Genomic DNA, 21,529 nt, shown 5'->3' with positions numbered 1-21,529 from the left:
CCGTATCGAAGGAGTTGTTATGAAAACAAAATGCAATGAAGGGAAAAAGCTCACGATAGCATTATTCCTGGCTGTAGCAGTATCAGTTCCCGTGTTCGCCATGACCGGAACCGAAGTCATGCAAAAAGCGTATGACGTGGCAGAACCCAAGTTCTCCCACTCAGCAGTACAGATGGACCTTATCGACGCCAATGGCACTGTGGAAACCCGTATGATGGAAGAATGGGGAAAGATGGAAAATGATTTGGTTTCAACTGTCATGGTTTTCAGAAGTCCTGCGTCGGTAAAAGATACTCGTTTTTTGCAGGTCGAAAATGACGGCCGTCCGAATGACAAGTGGATTTACCTTCCTGCCTTGAGAACTACCCGTCGTATTGCCTCTTGTGAAGGGGATAAATCGTTCATGGGCACCGATGCAACCTATGATGATCTGGAAACCAGGGAAGTTGCTGTAGACAACCATGAGCTCATCGGTGAAGAAAATGTTGGTTCCTACGTTTGCTACAAGGTTAAATCAGTAGCGAAAAATGCTTCAGAATCACAATACGGGTACCGCCTTTCCTATATCGACCAAGAAAGCTTTGTCCCGGTAAAGGTTGAGATGTTCGACAAGCATGAAGAACCTTGCAAAGTACTCATGGTCGAATCTCTCAAGCAGCAGGACGGTTACTGGATTCCGTTTACTTCCTATATGGTAGACCTACAGAGCGGACATTCCACCAGACTTACCATTCTGCAACTCCAGTTGGACAAACCGATTAGCAGCAAACTTTTCTCAACCAGTTTCCTTAAAACCGGACGAGTGTAATTTCAAAGGATAGTATAGTATGACACATTTTAAAAAAACCTTGATCGTAGGGATGGCAGGAGTTCTTCTTCTGCAGGGCAGCATTGCCTTTGCAGACGACAGCTTCGGATCATTCTTTGACTCAATGGAAAGTACAGAGCTTTCCTCCTCGGCATCTTCCAGTGCCTTGACTATCAACGGCTATGCAGATCTTACAAGCAGGGCCTATGTATCCAAAGACAATACGTTGAACAGCAATTGCGATTACTATGCCACCATGGTTGACCCTTCTGTTCGCCTGGACTTTACCTATGATGGCACCGATAGCGAAATGAGAGGCAAGTTGCTCTTCAGAAATGACCCAACCGAAATCCTTGACGAATTGACCTACAAGGCTTTCCTCGGCGACTTCGTCGTAGAAGCAGGCAAGTCAAAAATAGTCTGGGGACGCGGGGACAACCTCCATGTATTGGACTTGTTCAATGCAAATGATTATTCAGATTTCCTCATCCCTGACTACCTTGACAGAAGAATCAGTGAAGACATGCTCCAGGTGACCTGGAATATGAGCAATGCATTGAGTCTGGAAGCTGTATGGACACCTTCCATGACTGCCGATAAAATTCCTACCAGTGGAATCTGGGCTCCTGCAGCAGGGACGCAATTGGTCACTTTGGGAACTTCCTATGTCACCAACTTGGCCAAAACTGCATATTCCACAGCCTACAACTCAGCATATGCAGCTGTTCTTGCTAGTTCGGGAACGGCAGAAGCAGCCGCAGCAACTGCAGCTTTAGCCGGTGTATCAGCAGCTTCTGCAATAACCGATACCTATAGCAGCGCCTCTGACTTCCTCCCCGATACCAACTCCCTGAAATACAGCCAGTACGGTCTTCGCTTGACCGGGTCCTACGGCCCTGTCGATTTCGGTGCCCAGTATTACCTTGGCCATTATAAGACCCCTTCTGTGTCTTATACTGCCAATGCAACCGGGGTAACAGATTTCAATCTTTCCTATGATCGTTTGCAGGTCTTCGGTATTGACGGTGCAGGGGTGTTGGGAAGATGCAACCTTCGCGGTGAAGTTGCTTACTACCTGACCGAGGATATTGACGGAGACGATGCTTCAGTCCACAACAACAGTCTGCAGTATCTTGCCGGTTTCGATACCAACCTCCCCTATAACGAAATGAATTTGAATGTACAGCTCATCGGAAGCTACATCTTCAACAATGACAAAATTTCCTCAAGCAGCGATATGGATTACAATGCCGCAGGGAAATATCTGACTGACAAGCTTGTGCTGCAGTTTTCTGACAGCTATAACCATGCGAAGGCCAAACCATCAATCTCTGTTATCTGGGGAATTGAGCAAAAAGATTTGATCGTGATGCCAAAATTCGAATATCAGTTGAAAGATGGCTTTATGGTTACTGCCCTTGCTTTTCTGTTCACCTCAGATGAGGATGGTGAATTTGCAGCTTACGCCAACAATGATTTCATCCAGGTACAAGCTTCCTATAGTTTCTAATGAAATTGTATTTCAGTCCCCCTAAGATTTTCTCCATTCTTAGGGGGACTTTTATGTGTCTTGGTAGAAACCTGACAGGAAGTAACGTATTGGCATCATTCCCATTACAATAATCCCCTAGGCAAATGTTGCCCAGGGGTGTTTGTGTTGAAAATTATACCAGAAAAGTAAGCTTACTCAATCTTTGTCTTTAGCTGATAGATAATGGGTAATAAAAGAAAAGGATTCATCAAGGAAATCAGATGGGGAAATATGCAAAGCGATACAGAGCAGATCGTTATCGGTATCTACACTTTGGATGAAACTATGGATCATGGTAATCAGTATCGCTGCAGTTTTGGTCGGATTATCGATTTTCCGTACGCTATGGTCTTCCATACCCTCTTGTAGCATCATTGAGACAATGGAAATCAATTCATTCGTAATATTCTCACATTTCTTTACAATTGGGTGAGAACCTCCCAAGGCACGGACACAATTGGTAAAATTCGGAATGAATTGGAAGCTGCCAGCATCGGCGACATAGAGATTTCGATAGGTCGTTGCAAGGTTGATCAATCGTTCAATGCCGGTCATTTCCTGGATTCTCGATTTTGCCGTTTCTTCCAGAAGCTGTTCCAGTGTTTGTACGGCAAGGGTCAGCAATATTTCTTCCTTATTATGGAAATATAAATAGAGAGTCCGTCTGCTTAAATCAGAATCGGTTGCTATTTCGTTCATGGTAGTCTCGATAAACCCCCGGGAACGAAACATCCGCTTTGATGCGTCAAGAATCTCCATTACCCTATTCTGACGGTCACGAATCCGCCGTTCAACAATCCCCATCTAGTCACCTCAATTTAATTGTAAAACTATACCATACCGATAAAAAAAACTCAAATAGTACAGTTTTTTTCCAAAAAAAAGTTTTTCCTTGGCAATTCTTGATTATAGCAGAAACTATGCAAGAATTCACAAACCAAGGAAAACTCTTTTCTCATTTTTACAAGGACTGTCAAACGACTTGATACACAAAACACCTGTTGCTCAAGAAATCACATGGGCACTGATGGGATCGAATGTAAGAGAGACCGTATCCCCTATCTTGTAGAAACCCTCAAGTACCGGGTTATAGGAAATTGCAACCACAGGCTCCTTGCGATTTGGAACAGCAATCTCATATTCCATAGTGGAACCCAGATATACTGCCTGTGTGACTTTACCCCTGAAGAAGGCCCCTTCTTCCTTTTTGCCAATGCGAAGGCCCTCGGGACGAATCACGATGGTAGCGCTTTTCCCTACCTTCAAATCTTTGTTGAAACTGGGGAATGCACATTCCTTTTCCCCTACTTTCAGCGTCACTTCCTTATCTAGGGTCACGACTGTAGCAGGTATGAAATTCGCCCTTCCGATAAAATCGGCTACAAAATGGTTGGTTGGCCTGCTATAGATTTCAAAAGGCGTACCCAATTGCTGGATTATCCCCTTGTCCATTACCATGATCCTGTCACTTACGGTCATTGCTTCTGCCTGGTCATGGGTGACATAAATACTTGTAATGCCAAATTTTTGTTGAATCCTACGAATTTCGGTACGCATCTGTTCCCTGAGTTTGGCATCAAGGTTCGAAAGCGGTTCATCAAATAGCAATACCCTTGGCTTGTTCACGATAGCACGTGCAAGGGCAACCCGCTGCTGTTGTCCGCCAGACAACTGGCTCGGTTGCCGATTCCCTAGGGATGACAACCCCATGGTCTGCATGATTTTGTCTACTTCCACTTTGATCTGTGCCTTTTTCATTCCTTTCAGTTCCAACCCAAAACCAATATTATCCGCTACGCTAAGATGCGGGAAAATAGCATAGGACTGGAAAACCATGGAAGAGTCACGCTTGTTCGCGGGAAGGTCATTTACGAGTTTTCCATCGATATATACATCACCGGTAGTCTGATTCTCAAACCCGCTGATAATACGCAAGGTTGTGGTTTTTCCACATCCAGATGGTCCCAAAAAGGTAACCATCTCTCCTTCCTTAATCTCGATATTGACATTACTGACAGCAGTAAATTCTTTTGTCTTATCATCTTGGTCGGTAAAGACCTTTGAAATATTAACTAATGTAACACTCATACCTTTTACTCCTAATGGGTAAGAATTGAACTTGTTGAATGGTATTTCACTTTGAGGAACGTCTTGATTACGAACATTGCACAAAGAATGATACCGACCAATATGAGACTGAAGGCCGCTGCTGCCCCAATCCTACCGCTTTCTACCTGGCTCATAATCTGTACCGTCATCAACTTCCAATTTGCAGAAACCAAGAAGATTGCAGCACTGATTGCAGTCATACTCCTGACAAAGGAATAGATAAGGGAACTGAAGAAGGCTGGGATCATCAGAGGCAAAGTAACCTTACGGAATGTCATGTTACTATCTGCCCCAAGGTCAACTGCAGCCTCTTCAATGGATGGATCTATCTGGCTCAATACGGCAATCCCTCCCTGAACCCCTACGGGAAGATACCTGAATATGAAATTCAGTAAGAGTATTGCCAAAGTCCCTGTCAGATAGAACGGTTGCTGATTGAATGCAAGTATGTAGCCGATACCGACAACGGTACCGGGAACGGCAAAACTCAGCATGCTGGAAAATTCCATGAATTTTCTTCCCATGAACTTTTTCCTTACCACAAGGAAAGCAATTACCATACCTACCACTCCTGCAACAGGTGTGGAAAGCCCAGCAATTGCAAGGGTATCGAGAATTGATTCAAAACCAACCCTGAACACATACCTGAAATTATCGAAGGTTACCTCTGCGCTGTTCCCCCAGGATTTCGCAAAAGCACCCCAGATGATACTGGCATATACAAGTATTACAAAAAAGGCTATCGCACAGCAGACGCCAAACAACCACCATCTGGCTTTTTTGCTTACAACATTGTTTGACGACTGCGTAGGTTTCCCGGTAACAGTCACATATTGTTTTTTGCTTACCCAGTACTTCTGCATGACATAGGCAGATACGGAGGGGATAAGCAGGATAAAGGCAAGGGCGGCGCCCTTTGCAAAATTCCCCATTCCGGTTATTTCCAGGTAGGCTTGCACAGAAAGGATCGGAAATTTCGCACCGGCCAAAACCAAGGGGTTGCCGAAATCGGCAAGTGATTCGACAAAGAGTACCAAAATGGAACTTGCAATCCCTGGAATGGAGAGCGGTAAGGTAACCTTAAGGAAAATCTTGAACCTATTTCCTCCGAGATCCATTGCGGCATCCTCTAAAGTAGGGCTTATTGACTCTAATACACCTCTTAGAGTTATATAAGCAACCGGAAAAAAGGTCATGACCTGAGCAAATAAGAGGCCCCTTGGGCCATAAGCACTTGCATTTTCCATCCCCAGAATCGTAGAACTGATAAATCCATTGCGCCCAAACAGCATAACCACTGCCAAAGCACCGATGAAAGGAGGGCTGATAATCGGGATTGTTGCAATCAGATTGAAAAATCTCCGTCCGGGGATATTTGCCCTCGTGAGGGAATAGGCAAAAATATAGGCAACAAACGTCCCTATCAAAGCTGTTGCAACACCCATCCAAAGAGAGTTCACCAGGGCTTTGAGATAATAACCATTGCTATACGTCAGGACATCGGAGAAATTCTTAAAAGAAAAATGGCCATCCACCTGGAAGCTGACCACACAGACTTTCCATAAAGGGAAGATTATGAACAATAAGAGCGCAAACAACAAAGCAAGGATTACGCAAAGTAAAAGAGGATCTTTGCTGAGTTTTTTCAATCCGTGCCACTTTTTGGAAAGGTAAGTAGTTTTCATCATGACCTCAATAGCTCCAAAACGACATTCGGTGGCAGATTTGTCTCTGCCACCGAGAATTATCAAAACCGGTTATTTTGCAGAGAGTACTTCACTCACCCAGCGTTCCACCAACTGCTGTTTGCGTGAACTATAGTAGGAAAGGTCAACACCAACTACATGCAAGGTAGAGAAAGCTGGCATGACAGGATCGATTTCGGCATCATCGATAACCGGGTAGAAGTAGGTACCCGTCGACTTGAGCACATCCTGACCTTTCTTGCTTACCAGCCATTCCATGAAAATCTTGGCAGCCTCATAGTTCTTGGCTCCTTTGAGGATGGAAGCTGCAGGGAATTCAAAACCGAAACCTTCAGAAGGGAATACGATTTCGATAGGCTGCCCGTTTGCCTTCATCTGGAAGAAAGCAGGGGAAAACTGGATTCCAATTGCACAATCGCCGACATTGACACCCTTTGAAGGGCCAGTGCCTGAAGAAGTATATGTCTGGACATTCTTGTTCAACTTTGCCATATAAGCAAAAGCCTGGTCTTCACCCATCATCTCGATGAGACTATAGACCATGGTAACAGCGGTTCCCGAGGCCTGGGGGGTAGGCATCTGGATCAAGCCCTTATATTCGGGTTTGAGCAAATCGGCCCAGCTACGGGGAATGGTTGCACCGGCTTTTGCCAAAGCAACTGTGTTGATCCCGAAACAGAGCGGATTCATGTAGAAACCTCTCCAATACCCTTCTGCATCCTTGAATTCAGAGCCCAAAGCTTCGAAGTTTGGTCCTTTGTAGGGAACTGTCAGACCATCTTTTTTCGCGATGACATGGTTGTCACTTGGGGCACCAAGCCAAACATCAGCCTGGGGTTTCCCCGATTCTGCCTGGATTCTGGTAAGGGCAGGACCAGAGGAAAGCTGGACAAAGCTTGTCTTGATCTGTGTATCGGCGGTGAAGGCGTCAAGGATTTTGACAGCATTGGCTTCATCGACACTGGCATAGACTACCAATTCGTTTGCAGCTGAAGAATCCTCCTTCGTCCCTTGTGCGACAAGCGGGGTCACCACCATCAAACAGGCAAGCACGGTAAAAATTACTTTTCTCATAAAAACCTCCAAAGAAAATCTTTTGAACATATAATTTTATCATTACCTGTATAGATAGCAAGACAACGGTTTCGATATCGGCATCAAAATTGTTCGCAAGAGTCGTGACTCAGAAAAGAATACTAGCTAGCATTTACTTGAATTTGCTGACAGCAACGATATAAAAAACACCGTTTTCATCTGGTTCCCAGCTAAGTGTCACATAGGAAACGGGTTCATCCCCACTCTGTTCGATACGCACCGTAATGGTCGTTATCCCCTCATTTTCCTTGGCCTGGGAGAGGAAAAAGGAGGTCTGGGGAAGCAAGGAGGCCAACGTGGCATCAAAAGCCTTTGCAAATCCATACCTGGCTTCCTTTTTTACATACCGTTCCACCCAATCGGGAGACCACTGCTCACGTAGTGCCTGATCGGTACGATTCTCGACCGGTCCTGCATTTTTTGAAACCAGTTGCCCTATTTTTGGATCTGAAGGAAAAAGAGGTGTCCGAAAAGCAAGCGAAAGCTGCGTGCCTACCGAAGCAGCATTGAGCATCGGCAATGATGCTAAGCATAAAACAATTAAAACCTTTTTTCGGATATCCATAGGTATGGGTGTATTCCATCGAAGGGAATTTGTCAAACCTTCTTTACAGGAATGCTGAGAGTGCATACTATTGCAAATATGAAAAGCCAAACGAGCCATGCCCTTTCCAGCCTGTTCGCATCCTATGATATACGAATCCGTGACCCTTTATGGAAAGACATCCATCTCAGCGCTGCTTTCAAGGAAATTTATCTTTGCCCTTGCGTACAGAAGCTGGGAAGGATCAAACAGCTGGGCCCGACGTTCCATATCTACCCGGGAGCTGTACATACGCGGCTTGACCATAGCCTGGGCGTATACCATATAAGTCACCTCATTTTGGTCTCTCTGCTCAAGAAAGCAATAGCAAATGGAACCGAGACGCCCATAACCGAAGAAGGTATGCGTACATTTCTCTGTGCCGCCCTCTTACATGATATCGGCCATTTCCCCTTTGCCCATTCCCTGAAAGAACTTCCCTTGAAAAGCCATGAGAGCATAGCATCCGATTTGATCCAAGGAGACCTGCAACTGAAAAATGCCATAGGTAAAGCCGGATGCAAACCAAGTGCTGTTGCAGATATAATCGACACTGACCGTCCGTGTACAGATACTGAAGTCCTCCTGTACCGGTCCCTTCTTTCCGGTACCCTCGACCCAGATAAACTTGATTATCTCAACAGGGATGCCTTTTTCTGCGGGGTACCGTATGGAAACCAGGATGTTCCCTATATTACTGACAATTTGCTGTTACAAAACGGATGCCCAGCCCTTCCTGTACAAAGTGCGGGGTCTGTCGAACATATCCTTTTCAGTAAATACCTTATGTATCAGAATGTGTATTGGCATAAACTTACGCGCTCGGCAACAGCAATGATAAAAAAAGCTGTAATAGGTGCGTTGGACGATTCGGTTCTCTCTGCCGAAAAGCTGTATATTTTGGACGACGAGCAGTTTTTCTCACTTCCCGAAAAGATTTCCTATGCTCCTTTCGTACTGTTTTCACAAGTCCGTGATAATAATTTTCTCGCTTGCCGGTATGAGGAAAGTTTTGATGCAAGCAGGAAACTTGACAGGGATGCACTTTCTTTGATGGGCAGGAAAACTGTTGAAAAACGAATTTACGAGAATCTCAAGCAAACTGGCAACTATTCGGCACTGCAGGAATTCGAAATAATTGTTGATATACCAGAACCGGTTTCTTTCGAGACTGACCTTCCCCTTGTACAGGAAAACGGAACGTGTATTCCCTTTGGGGATTATGATACGCTTTTCTCGGCAGACATTGGAAAGGTCTTTACAAAAAGCCTAAGAAAAACCAGAATCTTCACACCTTCGTATGTTGGCAAAGAAGCGGTACGTGAGGCATTGGAGTTTTAGACATGGCTGAAGAAAAAGAATCCTATCTCAATCTTATCAACGGGGACATACCTCCTTGGGTAATGCGGTTTGTCAAACAGACCGGAAAAACAATAAACACCTATTCAATGGTAAGAGAAAACGATTCAGTGCTTCTCTCTGTCTCTGGGGGAAAGGATTCTCTGGCAATGGCAATGGCACTTTCGATTCGAAGGAAGTGGTTGCCTGTCACCTATGAAATCAAAGCACTCATGATCAATTGGATAGAACATCCCATCCCTGAGGAATACAGGGAAAAGCTTGCAACGTATTTCAAGGCTCTCGATATCGATTTTAGCATAGTAGATGAACGTCAGTACCCTGACTCGTTCAAGGGAGAATTCAATTGCTACCTTTGTTCAAGAAACAGGCGAAGGATCATGTTCGAGTACTGCGAGGAACACGGGATATCCCTCGTTGCGATGGGCCACCACCTCGATGACTTGGTAGAAACAACCATGATGAATCTTTGTTTCAGGGCAAATTTCTCTACCATGCTTCCTGTGCAACCTTTCTTTGATGGGAAAATACATATCGTCAGACCAATGATACAAGTCCATGAATCGGTGATCAAACGAATGGCTGAGCACTATGATTTTCCTGTCATAAAACCTGTTTGCCCCTATGACCAATCCAATGTACGAGCAAGGCTGAAACCTATTATATCAGAATTATCGCACATAGACAAACTTACCCGCGAACATGTCTTTAATGCACATTCTTTTGAGCCACGAATGTAACAAAATGTTTTCAATCATGTTTACATTTCAAAAGGTACATGACAAAATTGATCCTGCCGGGAGGACTTATACTTGCATAAACGTTTTTTACTCGTCCTCATTACGTTTTTATCTGCCTGCATTACGTTATCTGCCGGTAGTACGATCGACTTAGGGGAATCAGACCTTCAAGGTTCATTATCGGGAATACTCGAAGGGACAGCCACATCTGATGGCTCCTTCAGTCTGTCCCTGACTCCTGATTTTGTCGTTGGTAATTTCGCTTTCCAACTGGATCTGAAAATCAAAGGTACCTTTGAAACCGATCCTATAACCCTCGACTTCGACTTCAGCGGTTGGAAGCCACCCCTTAAAGAAGATGGCCAGAGTCAGTCTGAGTTTGTCATATCCGTTCTCAAGCAATATAGCTCATTTATAAGGTATGCCCAGTGGGGCCAACGCTATGACAAGTTGTATTTGCGGTATGGAAAGCTATCGGGAATTACCATAGGTGACGGAGCCTTGATCAATGGCTTCTTCGACACTTCTGTTTCAGTCAGGATGGCAAAACCCGGTTTGGATATCATGCTCGACGGGATGTTGCTCGGAATTCCTTTCACAGGCTTTGAATTTTTGACTAATGATATTTTCGAGCCTACCCTCCTTAGCTGGAGAATCTTTGCCCGTCCTCTCTATACATCTACATCCAAAAGTCTTTTCTCAGAACTTGAAACGGGGGTTTCCTTTGCATCGAACCCCAGCAGCATTTACACTACTACCTATGCTGACGATTCGGCACTCGTTTCCGAGAGCCGCAGGTTGATAAGTATCGACATGGGTATCCCGATCTTGACCTGGGAGTCCCTGAAAATGGTGTTTTTCTCCGACTTGCTTTTACAGAGCCCAGATGGAATCGCTACCCAACCGGGAGTTGCAACCCGTTATGGGATTTGGGGCCACTGGAAAAGTCTGTTTATCTTCAATACAAGCATCACCGTACCCCATTTTGGGATCTACTATGCGGATTATTTCGACACTGGGTTTGAGAGTAAAACCTATGCAGAATTGAAAGATAGTATTGTTGCCATTGGTACAAATCGATTGGATGCCCAGTTTGCCCTGAATTTCGCATCAAAGGGAGCTTACTTTACAACCCGGCTGCGGAGCGATTATGCAAATGGGGCATATTCCAACTACCGCTTTCTTGCAACTGCAAGGATAGACAAACGTTTATTAAACATCGTTTCTCTGGACTTGAGCTATGAAAAGCTTTATCCTACGAGTACTGGGGAAGCTTTTTTCGATGGGCTGTCTACATTACGGAATGTTGAAATCGGGGCTACCACTGTAATCAATGTAAAGCCCTACTCCTTCGATATTGGCCTCAGTATGGTATTCGATGAAGAAGCCAATTCTACATTGGAAGTTGAAACTGCGGTGAGGATTTCAATCCTCTAAGCCAAAGAGAGGGAGAAGCTATGAATTTGTTCCTAAAGAAAGTGGGTCTTTCCCTAGCTATCCTGCTAGTGTTGCTCCCCTTGTCTGCAAGCGATCTTTTTACTATCGGTGACGGTGATGTGGGAAGCTTCCGTCTCTATGATAGCCAAGGGAACAAAAGGGAAGTCACCGAAACGGTTGTCTCCCAAATTGGAGAGGGGTGGATTATCAATAATCCCGAAACCCCAATTCTTATTGAGACCCCCGTCGGCACCATCAATCTATTCGAGGATGCTATCCTTGTTACGGGTGACCTTTCCTTGGAAAGTCCCCGCCTCTATCTCGTCCGAGGAAAAGCCACTTTCAGCACAAACGAAGCTTTTGAAGGTTCATTGATCATAGCGACCCCGGTTTCCCAGTTCAAACTGCAGGGAAAAGGTGAAATTTTTGTCATTTCCACTGATGATGAAGAATCAGTGACCTCTTTTGGGGGCACTGTTACGGCCTCCAATGGCATCAGTCATGCAACGACCCTGGTCAAGCCCTTCGGGAAATTACGTATGAACGATCCCCTGCATTCAGTCAATGAAATCCAGGATGGTTATTATCTCACCTATGCTACCTATCCTGACCTCATGCTCGCCAAACAACTGGTAAGTGACATATCGCCAGTTGCTATCGCCCCGACACCAAGGAAACCAAAGGTTTCTGTCGTAGCTTTGCAGGTCCCAGACAAACCCACGGAACCAGGGATAACCATTATGCCGGTTTCCATTTCCGCTCCTTCAGCCTTCACGAATACGACAGAAATAGGTTCGGTACCAGCTCCCCACATCATCAGTGTAGTTACCAAACAACAGGCAGTCCCCAAAACTCCTTCAAAAATCAATACAACCCTTGTACCTGTTGCCCCAAAGAGAATAATAGTTACAATCAGACCTGTTTCACCGCAGAATGTCAAAACTGTGACAACAGAAGAGCTGGAGACAGGCAACGAGGCTACAGCTCAGGTTATAGTTCCCCCCGCCCCTGTTTTGAAAACATCTACCCAGGTTGAAGCTCCCCTTGCAAAAGTCGAGCAAGTCGTTGCTGTCGAAAAAGCAGTGGCTGCAGAACCGCAACCCAGTACCGAGGTAGTGCCTCAGAAAGTTTCAAAAATGCCTGTAATTCTTTCGACCACTGAAGACAAACCCTTTTTGGGAAGTGTTGGTCTGAAGACAATCTATGATTATACGTATGACGGTACCTCTGGGAACACCCAATCCCATTCGATTACATTCATTCCGTATTTTTCCTACAAGACGTTCACCTTGGAATTGCATGGGGATGTCGCTACTACCGATTTCTCTACCTATACCTCAAATGTCCAGAATAATGCATCTGGATCTTTGGAAACGGTAGCCTATGTAGCCAGTTACATAGAAAAATTCCGTTTTGGATATACCTCATCCCCCTTCTACCTTGCCTTGGACACTATCTATCATAACGATTCTGATTTTTCCAACCTGACAGTCCCTGCCTTTGGAGACTCTGACAAGTTGGGACTCTATTCCAAGATAACCCTTTCAAGAATCTCTCTGATCACCACCTTTGATGACTTGAACATGGATCGATTGCTTGCTGATAAACCCCAATATGGTTCAATCACCCTGTTATATAGCGGAAGCGAAAACTATCCCTTCCAGATGTCTTTTGGATCATTGGTAGCTGTTGCAACCGACCCTGTACTGTCTTTTGACCTCTATCCTACCCTGTCGTTCAAATTCCCTGTCATAAACAAGCGAAACATACAGATGGGTATTTTGGTTAATGCAAGCAGTTATTTGCCTGCCTACCCAACATTTGACATCACCGAACTCTTTGATTCAACAGACCCGACCATTTTTCCCAACTATCTTGCAAACGCTGGGTTTACCTTACACGCCGGCCAGTTCTTTGCCGAATCACTTATCAGTATTGAGAAAGGGAAAAACCAGAGCCTGATGATCAATGATTTTACCTATGGTTCAATCAGTACCGAAAATGATTCAGATTTTACCATTTTCGCAAACCTGGGGTTTAAGTCTGATACTTTCAGTGCCGAATTATTGTGGAACGTACCGTTTACCAGTGCTTTTACCATCGCAACACTTTCTTCCGATGCAAGCAGGAAAGCTGACCTTAGCCAGATTTCCCTTTCTTTTGACCAGAAAAACTTTGGTATTTCTTTGGGAATACAACAAATAGGAATCATCGACTCGCTTGGCAACCTCTTTGATGGGTCCTCTGATATTCTTTCCCTCTTCGGTGGCAAGTATGCTTCTTCTTTCCTCCAGGCGTCTTTCCGGTTAGGTTTCGCCGAATTGAAAGCAAAGGCCCTGTACCCGATAGGGACTACTTCCTATACGGTTCCCAAGGTAACCCTTTCCGCCACTATTGATATTGGGAAGAAATTCTAAGTTGCAACAAGGGCCTTCGGGCCCTTTCCTTTTGCCCTTTTTTCCCTTTCATGCTACATTGTCTGTATGAAAATTCATGTACTCGATTCAATCGTAGCCCAGCGCATTGCTGCCGGAGAAGTCATTGAACGTCCTTCTTCTGTTATGCGCGAATTATTGGACAATGCCTTAGATGCCCATAGTACGTCGATAATTGCAAGCGTTACCGAAGGGGGGCTTGAGGAAATTACCGTTATTGACAATGGCGAAGGGATTGCAAGTGAGGACCTCCCACTGTGCTGTGAGAGCCACGCCACAAGCAAAGTAACAAGTTTTGAAGATCTCTACCACCTCGATACCATGGGCTTCAGGGGCGAGGCCCTCTATAGCATTGCAGCTGTTTCAAGCATCACCATATCCAGCAGGTTTTTGCAGAATGATGCTTTTTCAATTACCATTGACAATGGAAGGAAACAGGCCGTTGTCCCAGGAGGCCCCTCTGAAGGAACCAAGGTAACGGTATCTGGTTTATTCAAGGAAGTTCCGGCAAGGCGACAGTTCCTCAAACGCCCCTCAACAGAAGCCACCATGTGCAAAAACCTTCTTATCGAGAAGTCTTTGGCCTTCCCTGACCGTTCCTTCAAGTTCTATAGTGATGGACAGCTCAAATTGGATTTACGAGCTACTGATAAAAAACAACGCATCCTCGATGCTCTCTCCACTTCCCAGAATATCGTTCCTTCCGAAATGCTTGAACTTTTTGACAATGCGGGAAGGTTCAGTCTGTATGCCCTTGCTTCCTCTCCGGCAATTTTCAGAAGTGATAGGTCCCATATCAAAATATATGTCAATGAAAGACCGGTTGAGGAATATTCGCTCGTGCAGGCCGTATCCTATGGCTATGGGGAACTATTGCCGGGGGGATCCTTTCCCTATTGCTACCTGTTCATTACTGTTGACCCTACCCTCGTGGACTTCAATATCCATCCAACGAAACGGGAAGTAAAATTGCGCAACAAGGCTGAGATTCATCATCAGGTAGTTGCCATGATAAGCACTCAGATTAAAAGAACGATTCCCCGGCTCGTAAAAGAGAGGGAAGAAACGTTCCAAAGCGACCTCGCTGAAAACCTGGAAATCCCCTATAGAGCACCTGTTCAGAGGAATTCCTTTTCCCAAATACCTGCACAGAGAGAAAAACCCAGCGATCCTTTGTGGTTTTCCAAGGCACGGGAGGTGTTATCACAGGTAGACACTTCCATGCAGGCAACCAGAACCACTGAGCAAGAAGATATCTGGGCTTCCCAGGCTGTTGAAAATGATTACACCTATATCGGACAAGCATTCAATCTGTTCCTTATTGCCCAAAAAGGAGAAGAATTATTTCTGGTAGACCAACATGCAGCCCATGAACGTATTCTTTTTGATGAGATCAGGGGAAAGAAAGAAGTACAGGCTCTTATGATCCCCGTTGAATTTGAAGTCGACCGTGACGTCGACAATTATCTGGGGGAGAATACCGATGTATACCTGAATCTGGGGATAAAGCTTGAGAAAAGCGCAGATCTCTTTTGGAAACTCTATTCGATACCTGCAATGTTCAGGGACATTGAACAAGAGGTAGTTGCTTTTATCCAAAACCATACCGGAGATACTGCCGAGGTGGAAAAAGGCCTGTATGCTATTGTGTCTTGCCATGCTGCAATAAAAAGCGGTGATGTGCTGGACAAAATCACTGCAAAAGCAATATTGGATAAAGTATTTGCCATGGAAGACCCATGTTGCCCGCATGGCAGAACCTTTGTGGTAAGACTCAACAAGCAAGAACTCAGCGAAGCGGTCGGCAGAACCTAAAAGGTGTACCACCCAATAATAGACCTGTTTTCAAAAGAATTATAAAACCCAACCATCACAGAATCTATCTGGGTCCATCTCTCTGTAAGTTTTTTAACATCCAGTGAATCACCCTGCATTTCACCTTCATAGATTACTGTATTTGTTTTTGAAAGCAGGGAGATCATGCAAAATTGATCTGCATCCGGTTTTTGCAGTGAAAGAAAACCTGTCTGCTTATTGAACGAGACCTGATACGGGGCGCTGACCGTTTTCTCGGTACGTGTCTGGACCAAAAAATCCTTTTCTAGGCTCTTGCCATCCTTTCTCATAACCAAAATGTGCCAGAGACCATTTTCCAGATATTTTCCCTCAGGCAAAGCTAATGCAGAACTACCATATAATACTTTTCCGTCCATTTCTTTCAGTGTTGCAGGGAAATTCCAAATATTGAGACCACTGGGGGAAGTCACCTGCATTTGCATGCCAAGGTTTCCAGCCTCTTCTGTTTCGATGTAGATACTGAGATTTTCGTAGGTTTCCAATATTTCGCCGCCTTTCCCGTAACGGGTCACAGAACTCACCATATGGGTTTCTGAAACCAAGGAAAAAGGTGTTCGGCTACAGGAAAGAAACACCATGGCCAGAATGGCCATGGTTGTTAAAAGGAGGCCCCGCAGAGCCCTATTGCTTCTGGGCTGCAAGGAAAGACCGTACTGGATTTGCATATGCATTGAGTGCATACTGTTTGACATCTTCATTTGCATCCTTGAACCTGGCAAGGAATTTTTCAGAATCGAAAGAAGCATAGGAAGAAGCGAAATCGTGTTTGCCTTCCAGATAATCATAGGCAAAACAATTAGTCGGCCATAACTTATAATTCAAATGGATCTGTCGATCAATCTCTTGTGCTACTTCATCGGAATTCTCGTATGCTCCTTGAATAGGGGTTCCAAAGGCAATATGGATATTTCCTTTATAGCCTTTCAAACCATGCACGATACTGATGATATCCTCATATTTTTTCTTGGTACGCTCGCCTTTTTTTATCCGATCAACCTCTTCCTTCGATTTTATCAAGTCACAGGGATCGTATTCATAACTAACGGCAACCGGAACGATATGGCATCTGTTGACAACCTCGTTGAAAGAGATCCCTTTCGATTTCTGGGAAAGGTGCAACATCTTGATAATTGCAGGGGTTGTGTTATCGAGCCCATCTTTTGCCCTACCACTTTTCTGGGCAACCCAGATGGATTTATTCTCTTCAGTGATTATCTCAACGAAATACGAACTCAAACGGACTGATTCTAGATATTTTTCCCGCATAGGGAGCGTTCTCTTGACAGTAACCCCACCATTCAGTTTAAACAAATCTGTTACAAACTGGTTCGTAAGAAGATTGTCCCCGATAGCCATCTCACAAATCATTCGGTCGCAATGAATCAACGCATAGTCTATGAGTGCGCAGTCGAGTACAATATCCCGGTGGTTGCTCATAAACAAATAGGCTTTATCCTTCTCGATATTTTCGCTTCCACTGGTAGAAAAAACATTGACACTGCTCTTCATGATAGCATCGAGAAATATCCCGGCTGTTATTTTCCGTTGAAAGTCGTCATAGGTTTTCACCGATTGCAGCAAACCGTGAATATGCTCACGATACTTTGCCTTCTTTTCAACTTGTTCCGGACTATCACCAGGAATGAGCAAATCCAGGACATGGCCAATGCCTGACCCATCTTTCATGACACGATCGAGGGCAGATTGAATATCCGCCCCCCTGTAAGGACCAATATCTTTATACTTATCCAAATTCATAGGTTATCCCTTCTGGGCGCCCAGAATGGACTTCATGTACTGACTTCGTTCCCAGCTGGAAGGATCTGCAATCCTCTCCTGGGCAAGTTTTCCATTGAAATCAGCAATATGGGCATATTCATGGCGATCCATCCAAGACTCAAGTTCACTTGTCATCTTGGATACACTGGTCAAGCCTTCCTTGAGTAACACCGAACAAACCTGCACGGATTTTGCTCCTGCCAGTAATTGTTTGATAACGGTTTTTCCACTGTGGATACCCCTGGATGCACAAATATCATACCGAAGTTCCTCACTCATGAGCGCAGTCCATCGGAGTGACTGTGTATATTCATCCTCACTGCTCAGCATCTGTGCAGGGACCATCGACATTGACTCAATATCGATATCAGGACTGAAAAATCTATTGAACAGCACAACACCGTCAATGGATAATTCATCAAGCCTTCTCAACACATTTGCCAATGAAGAAAAGGAGGCACCCATTTTAAGGCTCAATGGCACTTTAATCTGTTTTCTTGCTGCTTTGACCAAAGAAAAATATTCTTTCTCGATTGATGATCCCTCAATTTCAATATCGGCAGCGATAATGTAATGGTTCAATTCGATGGCATCAGCACCACAATGGATAAAACGATTGGCATATTCTATCCATGCACCGTTTTTCTTGCAGTTTATAGAGGCGATTACAGGAATATCCAAAGATTTTTTTGCATTTTCAAGCATCGTCAGATACAGGTCTATCTCGCGATCCATACTTGCATTTTTTACAAATTCATACGCATCTGCATGGGTAAGGAATTCTTCAGTTTCTGATACTTTTGAATTGGAATCATTATCAATCTGTTCTTCAAAAATTGACTTTAAGACAACAGCACCGATCCCTGCATCTTCACATTTTTTCAAGGAATCGAGAGAAGATGTCAGGGGACTACTCCCTGCAATGATTGGGTTCTTCAAATTTAGACCAAGATATTTCGTTGACAAATCTGCCATTATAAGCCCTCCAAAGGAACATTAATTGCTTTTTTTCGACGTAGCAAAAAAAGTATACCATGAAAAAATACTTTCCTCTATAAAACCGGTACAAGTTCCTCGAGAAATCATGGGCCCATACCCTATACACCACAACAATCAAGGATAATACTAAAGGTAATCGGAGGAGATAATGGATATTGCAATTAGATATTACACGAAAACAGGTAACACCAAAAAACTCGCAGAGGCCATAGCAAAAACTGTGGGAGTTCCAGCAGAAACAATAGAAACCCCCCTGGAGAAAGCAGACATCCTTTTTCTTGGTAGCTCTGTCTATGGGGGTACTTTGGATCCATCGGTCAGGGAGTTTCTTTCTCGCCTTCAACCTGGCCAGGTTTCAAAGATAGTCGTTTTTGGTACTGCAGCGATACTGCATTCTACCTATAGGCCAATAAAAAGAATTGCAAAACAAAAAGGCCTTAGTGTCAGTGACAAGGAATTCCATTGCCGGGGACAAGCGGGAAAGCTGCATGCGAATAGACCAAACGAAGAAGATTTACACGCTGTAAGCCTTTTTGCGAATTCCTTTGTACAGAACTAGAAAAGGGTACCAGAAACCTGGTACCCCCTTGAAAAATGTAAAAAGGAAATTGCCTACAGAATATAAGGAATCCTGAAATTGTGGGACTGGTAGACAACAAAGGTCTCCACTTCCGCAATATCGTCGATTTTATCAAGCTCACTCTTGAAGAAATCCAAGAGTGAAAGCCCTTCGTCTTCTGCAAGGACCAACTGGACAATCAAGTCATAGCGACCGGTCACGACAGCAGCCGAGATAACACCACGGAGTTCAGAAAACTCCTTAGCCTTTTTCTCCAGGTCCAAAGTCTTAAGCTTGACACCCATCATAACTACCTGCAAACCAGGAATTGATTCTGGGTTTACAAGCCCGGATATCTGCAGAACTCCCTCATCCATGAGTTTATTCACCCGGGCACGTACCGTATTCTCGGTAATGCCCAGTTCATCTGCAATAGCACTAAATGGCTTCCGTCCGTCACGCAGTTGCTTGATAATTGCCTTGTTTGTCTCATCCATTTTACTTTTCATTATGGCCTAACCGTTATTTTTTTCAAATTCCTTCATGAACTGAGCAAGAGAAACAACGTCCTCTTTTGGCAATGCATTATACACGCTTGCCCTCAATCCTCCAACAGAACGGTGCCCCTTTAATCCAAGCATACCTTCTTTCTGGGCTTCGTTCACGAACTTCTTCTCCAAGTCTTCATTAGGAAGACGGAAAACAATGTTCATTTTCGAACGATACTTAGCATCTACAGGACTGCGGAAGAATGCAGAGCTATCAATTACATTGTAAATAATGGAACTCTTTTCCTGGGCACGGACAGCCATGCCTTCAGCCCCACCATTTTTCTTGATCCAGTCGAGTACGAGCTTGACACCCCAGATTGAGAATACAGGAGGAGTATTGTACAGGCCTTTTTCCTTGCTGTGAAGCTTGTAATCCATATAGGCGGTCAGGTTGGAATTCTGCTTTTCAAGCAAAGACTTCTTCATGATGATAAAGGTAGCACCGGCAGGTCCCAGGTTCTTCTGGACACCACCATAGATCATGTCAAACTTTTCCACGGGAACAGGTCTGGAAAGGATATCGCTGGACATATCACCGATAAGGGGTACATCTCCGGTATCAGGGAAATCCTGCCATTCGATTCCTCCGATTGTCTCGTTGGAACAAAGATAGAGGTAACTGCTGTTCTTGCTGGGTTTTACGGTAGCAGGATCAGGCAGAGAAGTGAATTTGTTATCAGTACCATCATAATAGTAATTGACACTGCCAAGTTTCTCGGCATCTTCGCCTGCTTTGTTGGCCCAGGTGCCACTCTTGATGTAGTCGGCAACCGTTCCGGGGCGAAGGAAGTTCATGGGGATCATGGTGAACTGGAGGGTAGCTCCACCACCAAGGAAATACATGTCATAGTCATCAGGTACATGCAAGAGTTCCTTGAAGGTAGCAAGACATTCGTCATACATGTCTTCAAAAAGTCCACCGCGGTGGCTAGCCTCTACCATGGACAAGCCCTGTCCATTATATTCGACCATCTGGTCGCGCATCTGCTCCAGTACTTCCATAGGTAACACAGAAGGGCCGGCAAAGAAATTCTTTTTACGTTCCATTAGATTTTTCCTCCGTTTTTGAGTTCTTCCATAATTGAATAGGCTTCATCACCGATGCGGAGCAGGTTCTCGCTGCTGTTTGCACCGACATGGGGTGTAAGGGTCACATGATCGGCCTTAAGGATAGGATAATCAGGTGCAGGTGGGTCTGACGGGAATACATCGGTGCAATACCAGGCAACGGAACCGTCGGCGAGACAGGAAACCATGTCGTTGGCATCTACACACAGGGCTCTACCGGTATTGATGATAACCGGGGCTTTCTTACAATGGGAAATAAGGCTCTTGTTTACCATACCTTCTGTTTCGTCAGTGAGAGGCAGGTGCAAGGAGATATAGTCTGCGTCTTCTACTGCCAACTCAGGTGTTGCTTTCATTTCGGCAAGCGGGGAAGAGGGAACATACTTGTCAAAGGCAACGACGGTCATACCAAAAGCCTTTGCCCGTTCGGCAACCTTGCTTGCAATGTTTCCGATACCAAAGAGGCAGAGAGTCTTTCCAAAGAGTTCAGTGCGTTTGACGTTCTTCAACCATTCGCCATTCTTCATACCATTATGATAGGTAACGATATTGTTCGGGGTACTGAGCATTAAGGCAAAAGCCAATTCCGCTACAGCGATTGCCGAAGACTTTGGAGTATTGCGAACAATGATTCCTTTGCTTTCTGCATAGGATTTATCAATATTATCAATACCGACGCCACCACGAATAATCAACTTAAGGTTTGGTGCCTGATCGATATATTCTTTGGTGCACTTTGTTTTACTTCGTACAAGTACGACATTTGCTTCGCCAAGGCGATTTTTGTCAGTTGTCACTTCGCCAAGCGCCCCAAGACGAGATGCCAGCGATGCATCAAAAGCGTCAGAAATAAGAATTAGCATGTTTTTCGTTCCTCTCTTTCCTGTTCTTCATGGAATCAAGCCCATGATTA

19 protein-coding genes are annotated in these 21,529 nt (G+C 44.6%); 8 read left to right on the top strand and 11 right to left on the bottom strand.

The features are described 5' to 3' along the window. Positions 1-19 precede the first annotated feature (19 nt). Complete coding sequence (locus tag SPIGRAPES_RS00705) at positions 20-808, top strand: outer membrane lipoprotein-sorting protein (RefSeq protein WP_014268857.1); 789 nt, start codon at positions 20-22, stop codon at positions 806-808. A gap of 19 nt (positions 809-827) precedes the next feature. Then, complete coding sequence (locus SPIGRAPES_RS16360; protein WP_014268856.1) at positions 828-2,318, top strand: DUF1302 family protein; 1,491 nt, start codon at positions 828-830, stop codon at positions 2,316-2,318. A 177-nt stretch (positions 2,319-2,495) separates the two neighbouring features. On the opposite strand, the gene SPIGRAPES_RS00695 is transcribed toward SPIGRAPES_RS16360, so the two are convergent. The 5 genes from SPIGRAPES_RS00695 to SPIGRAPES_RS00675 all read right to left on the bottom strand — a co-directional run bounded on the left by SPIGRAPES_RS00695 (position 2,496) and on the right by SPIGRAPES_RS00675 (position 7,814). Then, positions 2,496-3,143: a TetR/AcrR family transcriptional regulator gene (locus SPIGRAPES_RS00695; RefSeq protein WP_014268855.1), complete on the bottom strand. Its 648-nt coding sequence runs from the start codon at positions 3,141-3,143 to the stop codon at positions 2,496-2,498. Positions 3,144-3,344: 201 nt separating this feature from the next. Beyond that, complete coding sequence (locus SPIGRAPES_RS00690) at positions 3,345-4,427, bottom strand: ABC transporter ATP-binding protein (protein ID WP_014268854.1); 1,083 nt, start codon at positions 4,425-4,427, stop codon at positions 3,345-3,347. A gap of 11 nt (positions 4,428-4,438) precedes the next feature. Beyond that, positions 4,439-6,136: an ABC transporter permease gene (locus SPIGRAPES_RS00685; protein WP_245535451.1), complete on the bottom strand. Its 1,698-nt coding sequence runs from the start codon at positions 6,134-6,136 to the stop codon at positions 4,439-4,441. A 69-nt stretch (positions 6,137-6,205) separates the two neighbouring features. Further along, positions 6,206-7,228: an ABC transporter substrate-binding protein gene (locus SPIGRAPES_RS00680; protein WP_014268852.1), complete on the bottom strand. Its 1,023-nt coding sequence runs from the start codon at positions 7,226-7,228 to the stop codon at positions 6,206-6,208. A gap of 133 nt (positions 7,229-7,361) precedes the next feature. Continuing rightward, a complete protein-coding gene (locus SPIGRAPES_RS00675) occupies positions 7,362-7,814 on the bottom strand; it encodes a hypothetical protein (protein WP_041384351.1) in 453 nt (150 codons plus the stop codon). A gap of 78 nt (positions 7,815-7,892) precedes the next feature. Here SPIGRAPES_RS00675 and SPIGRAPES_RS00670 point away from each other — a divergent pair, with 78 nt between their 5' ends. The 5 genes from SPIGRAPES_RS00670 to mutL all read left to right on the top strand — a co-directional run bounded on the left by SPIGRAPES_RS00670 (position 7,893) and on the right by mutL (position 15,618). Next, positions 7,893-9,173, top strand: a complete 1,281-nt coding sequence (locus SPIGRAPES_RS00670) for an HD domain-containing protein (protein WP_041384784.1) — start codon at positions 7,893-7,895, stop codon at positions 9,171-9,173. A gap of 2 nt (positions 9,174-9,175) precedes the next feature. After that, positions 9,176-9,931, top strand: a complete 756-nt coding sequence (locus tag SPIGRAPES_RS00665) for a tRNA 2-thiocytidine biosynthesis TtcA family protein (RefSeq protein WP_014268849.1) — start codon at positions 9,176-9,178, stop codon at positions 9,929-9,931. A gap of 72 nt (positions 9,932-10,003) precedes the next feature. Continuing rightward, positions 10,004-11,368 (top strand): hypothetical protein, encoded by a 1,365-nt coding sequence (locus SPIGRAPES_RS00660; RefSeq protein WP_014268848.1) that lies wholly within the window; start codon positions 10,004-10,006, stop codon positions 11,366-11,368. A 20-nt stretch (positions 11,369-11,388) separates the two neighbouring features. Further along, positions 11,389-13,785, top strand: coding sequence for a hypothetical protein (locus SPIGRAPES_RS00655; RefSeq protein ID WP_014268847.1), 2,397 nt, complete (start codon positions 11,389-11,391; stop codon positions 13,783-13,785). A gap of 66 nt (positions 13,786-13,851) precedes the next feature. After that, positions 13,852-15,618, top strand: a complete 1,767-nt coding sequence (gene mutL / locus SPIGRAPES_RS00650; protein ID WP_014268846.1) for a DNA mismatch repair endonuclease MutL — start codon at positions 13,852-13,854, stop codon at positions 15,616-15,618. On the opposite strand, the gene SPIGRAPES_RS00645 is transcribed toward mutL, so the two are convergent. Genes SPIGRAPES_RS00645 through SPIGRAPES_RS00635 form a run of 3 tightly spaced genes read right to left on the bottom strand, consistent with a single transcriptional unit; the run spans position 15,615 to position 18,414 of the window. Beyond that, positions 15,615-16,253, bottom strand: a complete 639-nt coding sequence (locus SPIGRAPES_RS00645; RefSeq protein ID WP_172635054.1) for a hypothetical protein — start codon at positions 16,251-16,253, stop codon at positions 15,615-15,617. The two genes, mutL and SPIGRAPES_RS00645, sit on opposite strands and share 4 nt — an antisense overlap. A 28-nt stretch (positions 16,254-16,281) precedes the next feature. Continuing rightward, entirely contained in the window at positions 16,282-17,418 is a 1,137-nt protein-coding gene (locus SPIGRAPES_RS00640; RefSeq protein WP_014268844.1) for a 1-acyl-sn-glycerol-3-phosphate acyltransferase, read from the bottom strand. A 3-nt stretch (positions 17,419-17,421) separates the two neighbouring features. Beyond that, positions 17,422-18,414, bottom strand: a complete 993-nt coding sequence (locus SPIGRAPES_RS00635; RefSeq protein WP_014268843.1) for a dihydroorotate dehydrogenase-like protein — start codon at positions 18,412-18,414, stop codon at positions 17,422-17,424. A gap of 172 nt (positions 18,415-18,586) precedes the next feature. On the opposite strand from SPIGRAPES_RS00635, the gene SPIGRAPES_RS00630 reads away from it, so the two are divergent. Next, positions 18,587-18,997, top strand: a complete 411-nt coding sequence (locus SPIGRAPES_RS00630; RefSeq protein WP_014268842.1) for a flavodoxin domain-containing protein — start codon at positions 18,587-18,589, stop codon at positions 18,995-18,997. Positions 18,998-19,050: 53 nt separating this feature from the next. On the opposite strand, the gene SPIGRAPES_RS00625 is transcribed toward SPIGRAPES_RS00630, so the two are convergent. Genes SPIGRAPES_RS00625 through SPIGRAPES_RS00615 form a run of 3 tightly spaced genes read right to left on the bottom strand, consistent with a single transcriptional unit; the run spans position 19,051 to position 21,479 of the window. Then, entirely contained in the window at positions 19,051-19,506 is a 456-nt protein-coding gene (locus tag SPIGRAPES_RS00625) for an Lrp/AsnC family transcriptional regulator (protein ID WP_014268841.1), read from the bottom strand. A 6-nt stretch (positions 19,507-19,512) separates the two neighbouring features. Next, positions 19,513-20,595, bottom strand: coding sequence for a 3-phosphoserine/phosphohydroxythreonine transaminase (gene serC, locus SPIGRAPES_RS00620; RefSeq protein WP_014268840.1), 1,083 nt, complete (start codon positions 20,593-20,595; stop codon positions 19,513-19,515). Then, positions 20,595-21,479: an NAD(P)-dependent oxidoreductase gene (locus SPIGRAPES_RS00615; protein ID WP_014268839.1), complete on the bottom strand. Its 885-nt coding sequence runs from the start codon at positions 21,477-21,479 to the stop codon at positions 20,595-20,597. The genes serC and SPIGRAPES_RS00615 overlap by 1 nt, the downstream gene beginning before the upstream one ends. Between the last annotated feature and the right edge of the window lie 50 nt (positions 21,480-21,529).

It is taken from the genome of Sphaerochaeta pleomorpha str. Grapes, assembly GCF_000236685.1.
GTDB lineage: Bacteria > Spirochaetota > Spirochaetia > Sphaerochaetales > Sphaerochaetaceae > Sphaerochaeta > Sphaerochaeta pleomorpha.
The sequence above is the reverse complement of the archived record's forward strand: the minus strand, read 5'-3'. Positions and strand labels throughout refer to the sequence as shown.

Bases quoted from the DNA above. Each gene is read 5' to 3' on its own strand.
- SPIGRAPES_RS00705 (WP_014268857.1), top strand. From the start codon at position 20: ATGAAAACAAAATGCAATGAAGGGAAAAAGCTCACGATAGCATTATTC.
- SPIGRAPES_RS16360 (WP_014268856.1), top strand. From the start codon at position 828: ATGACACATTTTAAAAAAACCTTGATCGTAGGGATGGCAGGAGTTCTT.
- SPIGRAPES_RS00695 (WP_014268855.1), bottom strand. From the start codon at position 3,143: ATGGGGATTGTTGAACGGCGGATTCGTGACCGTCAGAATAGGGTAATG.
- SPIGRAPES_RS00690 (WP_014268854.1), bottom strand. From the start codon at position 4,427: ATGAGTGTTACATTAGTTAATATTTCAAAGGTCTTTACCGACCAAGAT.
- SPIGRAPES_RS00685 (WP_245535451.1), bottom strand. From the start codon at position 6,136: ATGATGAAAACTACTTACCTTTCCAAAAAGTGGCACGGATTGAAAAAA.
- SPIGRAPES_RS00680 (WP_014268852.1), bottom strand. From the start codon at position 7,228: ATGAGAAAAGTAATTTTTACCGTGCTTGCCTGTTTGATGGTGGTGACC.
- SPIGRAPES_RS00675 (WP_041384351.1), bottom strand. From the start codon at position 7,814: ATGGATATCCGAAAAAAGGTTTTAATTGTTTTATGCTTAGCATCATTG.
- SPIGRAPES_RS00670 (WP_041384784.1), top strand. From the start codon at position 7,893: ATGAAAAGCCAAACGAGCCATGCCCTTTCCAGCCTGTTCGCATCCTAT.
- SPIGRAPES_RS00665 (WP_014268849.1), top strand. From the start codon at position 9,176: ATGGCTGAAGAAAAAGAATCCTATCTCAATCTTATCAACGGGGACATA.
- SPIGRAPES_RS00655 (WP_014268847.1), top strand. From the start codon at position 11,389: ATGAATTTGTTCCTAAAGAAAGTGGGTCTTTCCCTAGCTATCCTGCTA.
- mutL (WP_014268846.1), top strand. From the start codon at position 13,852: ATGAAAATTCATGTACTCGATTCAATCGTAGCCCAGCGCATTGCTGCC.
- SPIGRAPES_RS00645 (WP_172635054.1), bottom strand. From the start codon at position 16,253: ATGGCCATTCTGGCCATGGTGTTTCTTTCCTGTAGCCGAACACCTTTT.
- SPIGRAPES_RS00640 (WP_014268844.1), bottom strand. From the start codon at position 17,418: ATGAATTTGGATAAGTATAAAGATATTGGTCCTTACAGGGGGGCGGAT.
- SPIGRAPES_RS00635 (WP_014268843.1), bottom strand. From the start codon at position 18,414: ATGGCAGATTTGTCAACGAAATATCTTGGTCTAAATTTGAAGAACCCA.
- SPIGRAPES_RS00630 (WP_014268842.1), top strand. From the start codon at position 18,587: ATGGATATTGCAATTAGATATTACACGAAAACAGGTAACACCAAAAAA.
- SPIGRAPES_RS00625 (WP_014268841.1), bottom strand. From the start codon at position 19,506: ATGAAAAGTAAAATGGATGAGACAAACAAGGCAATTATCAAGCAACTG.
- serC (WP_014268840.1), bottom strand. From the start codon at position 20,595: ATGGAACGTAAAAAGAATTTCTTTGCCGGCCCTTCTGTGTTACCTATG.
- SPIGRAPES_RS00615 (WP_014268839.1), bottom strand. From the start codon at position 21,479: ATGCTAATTCTTATTTCTGACGCTTTTGATGCATCGCTGGCATCTCGT.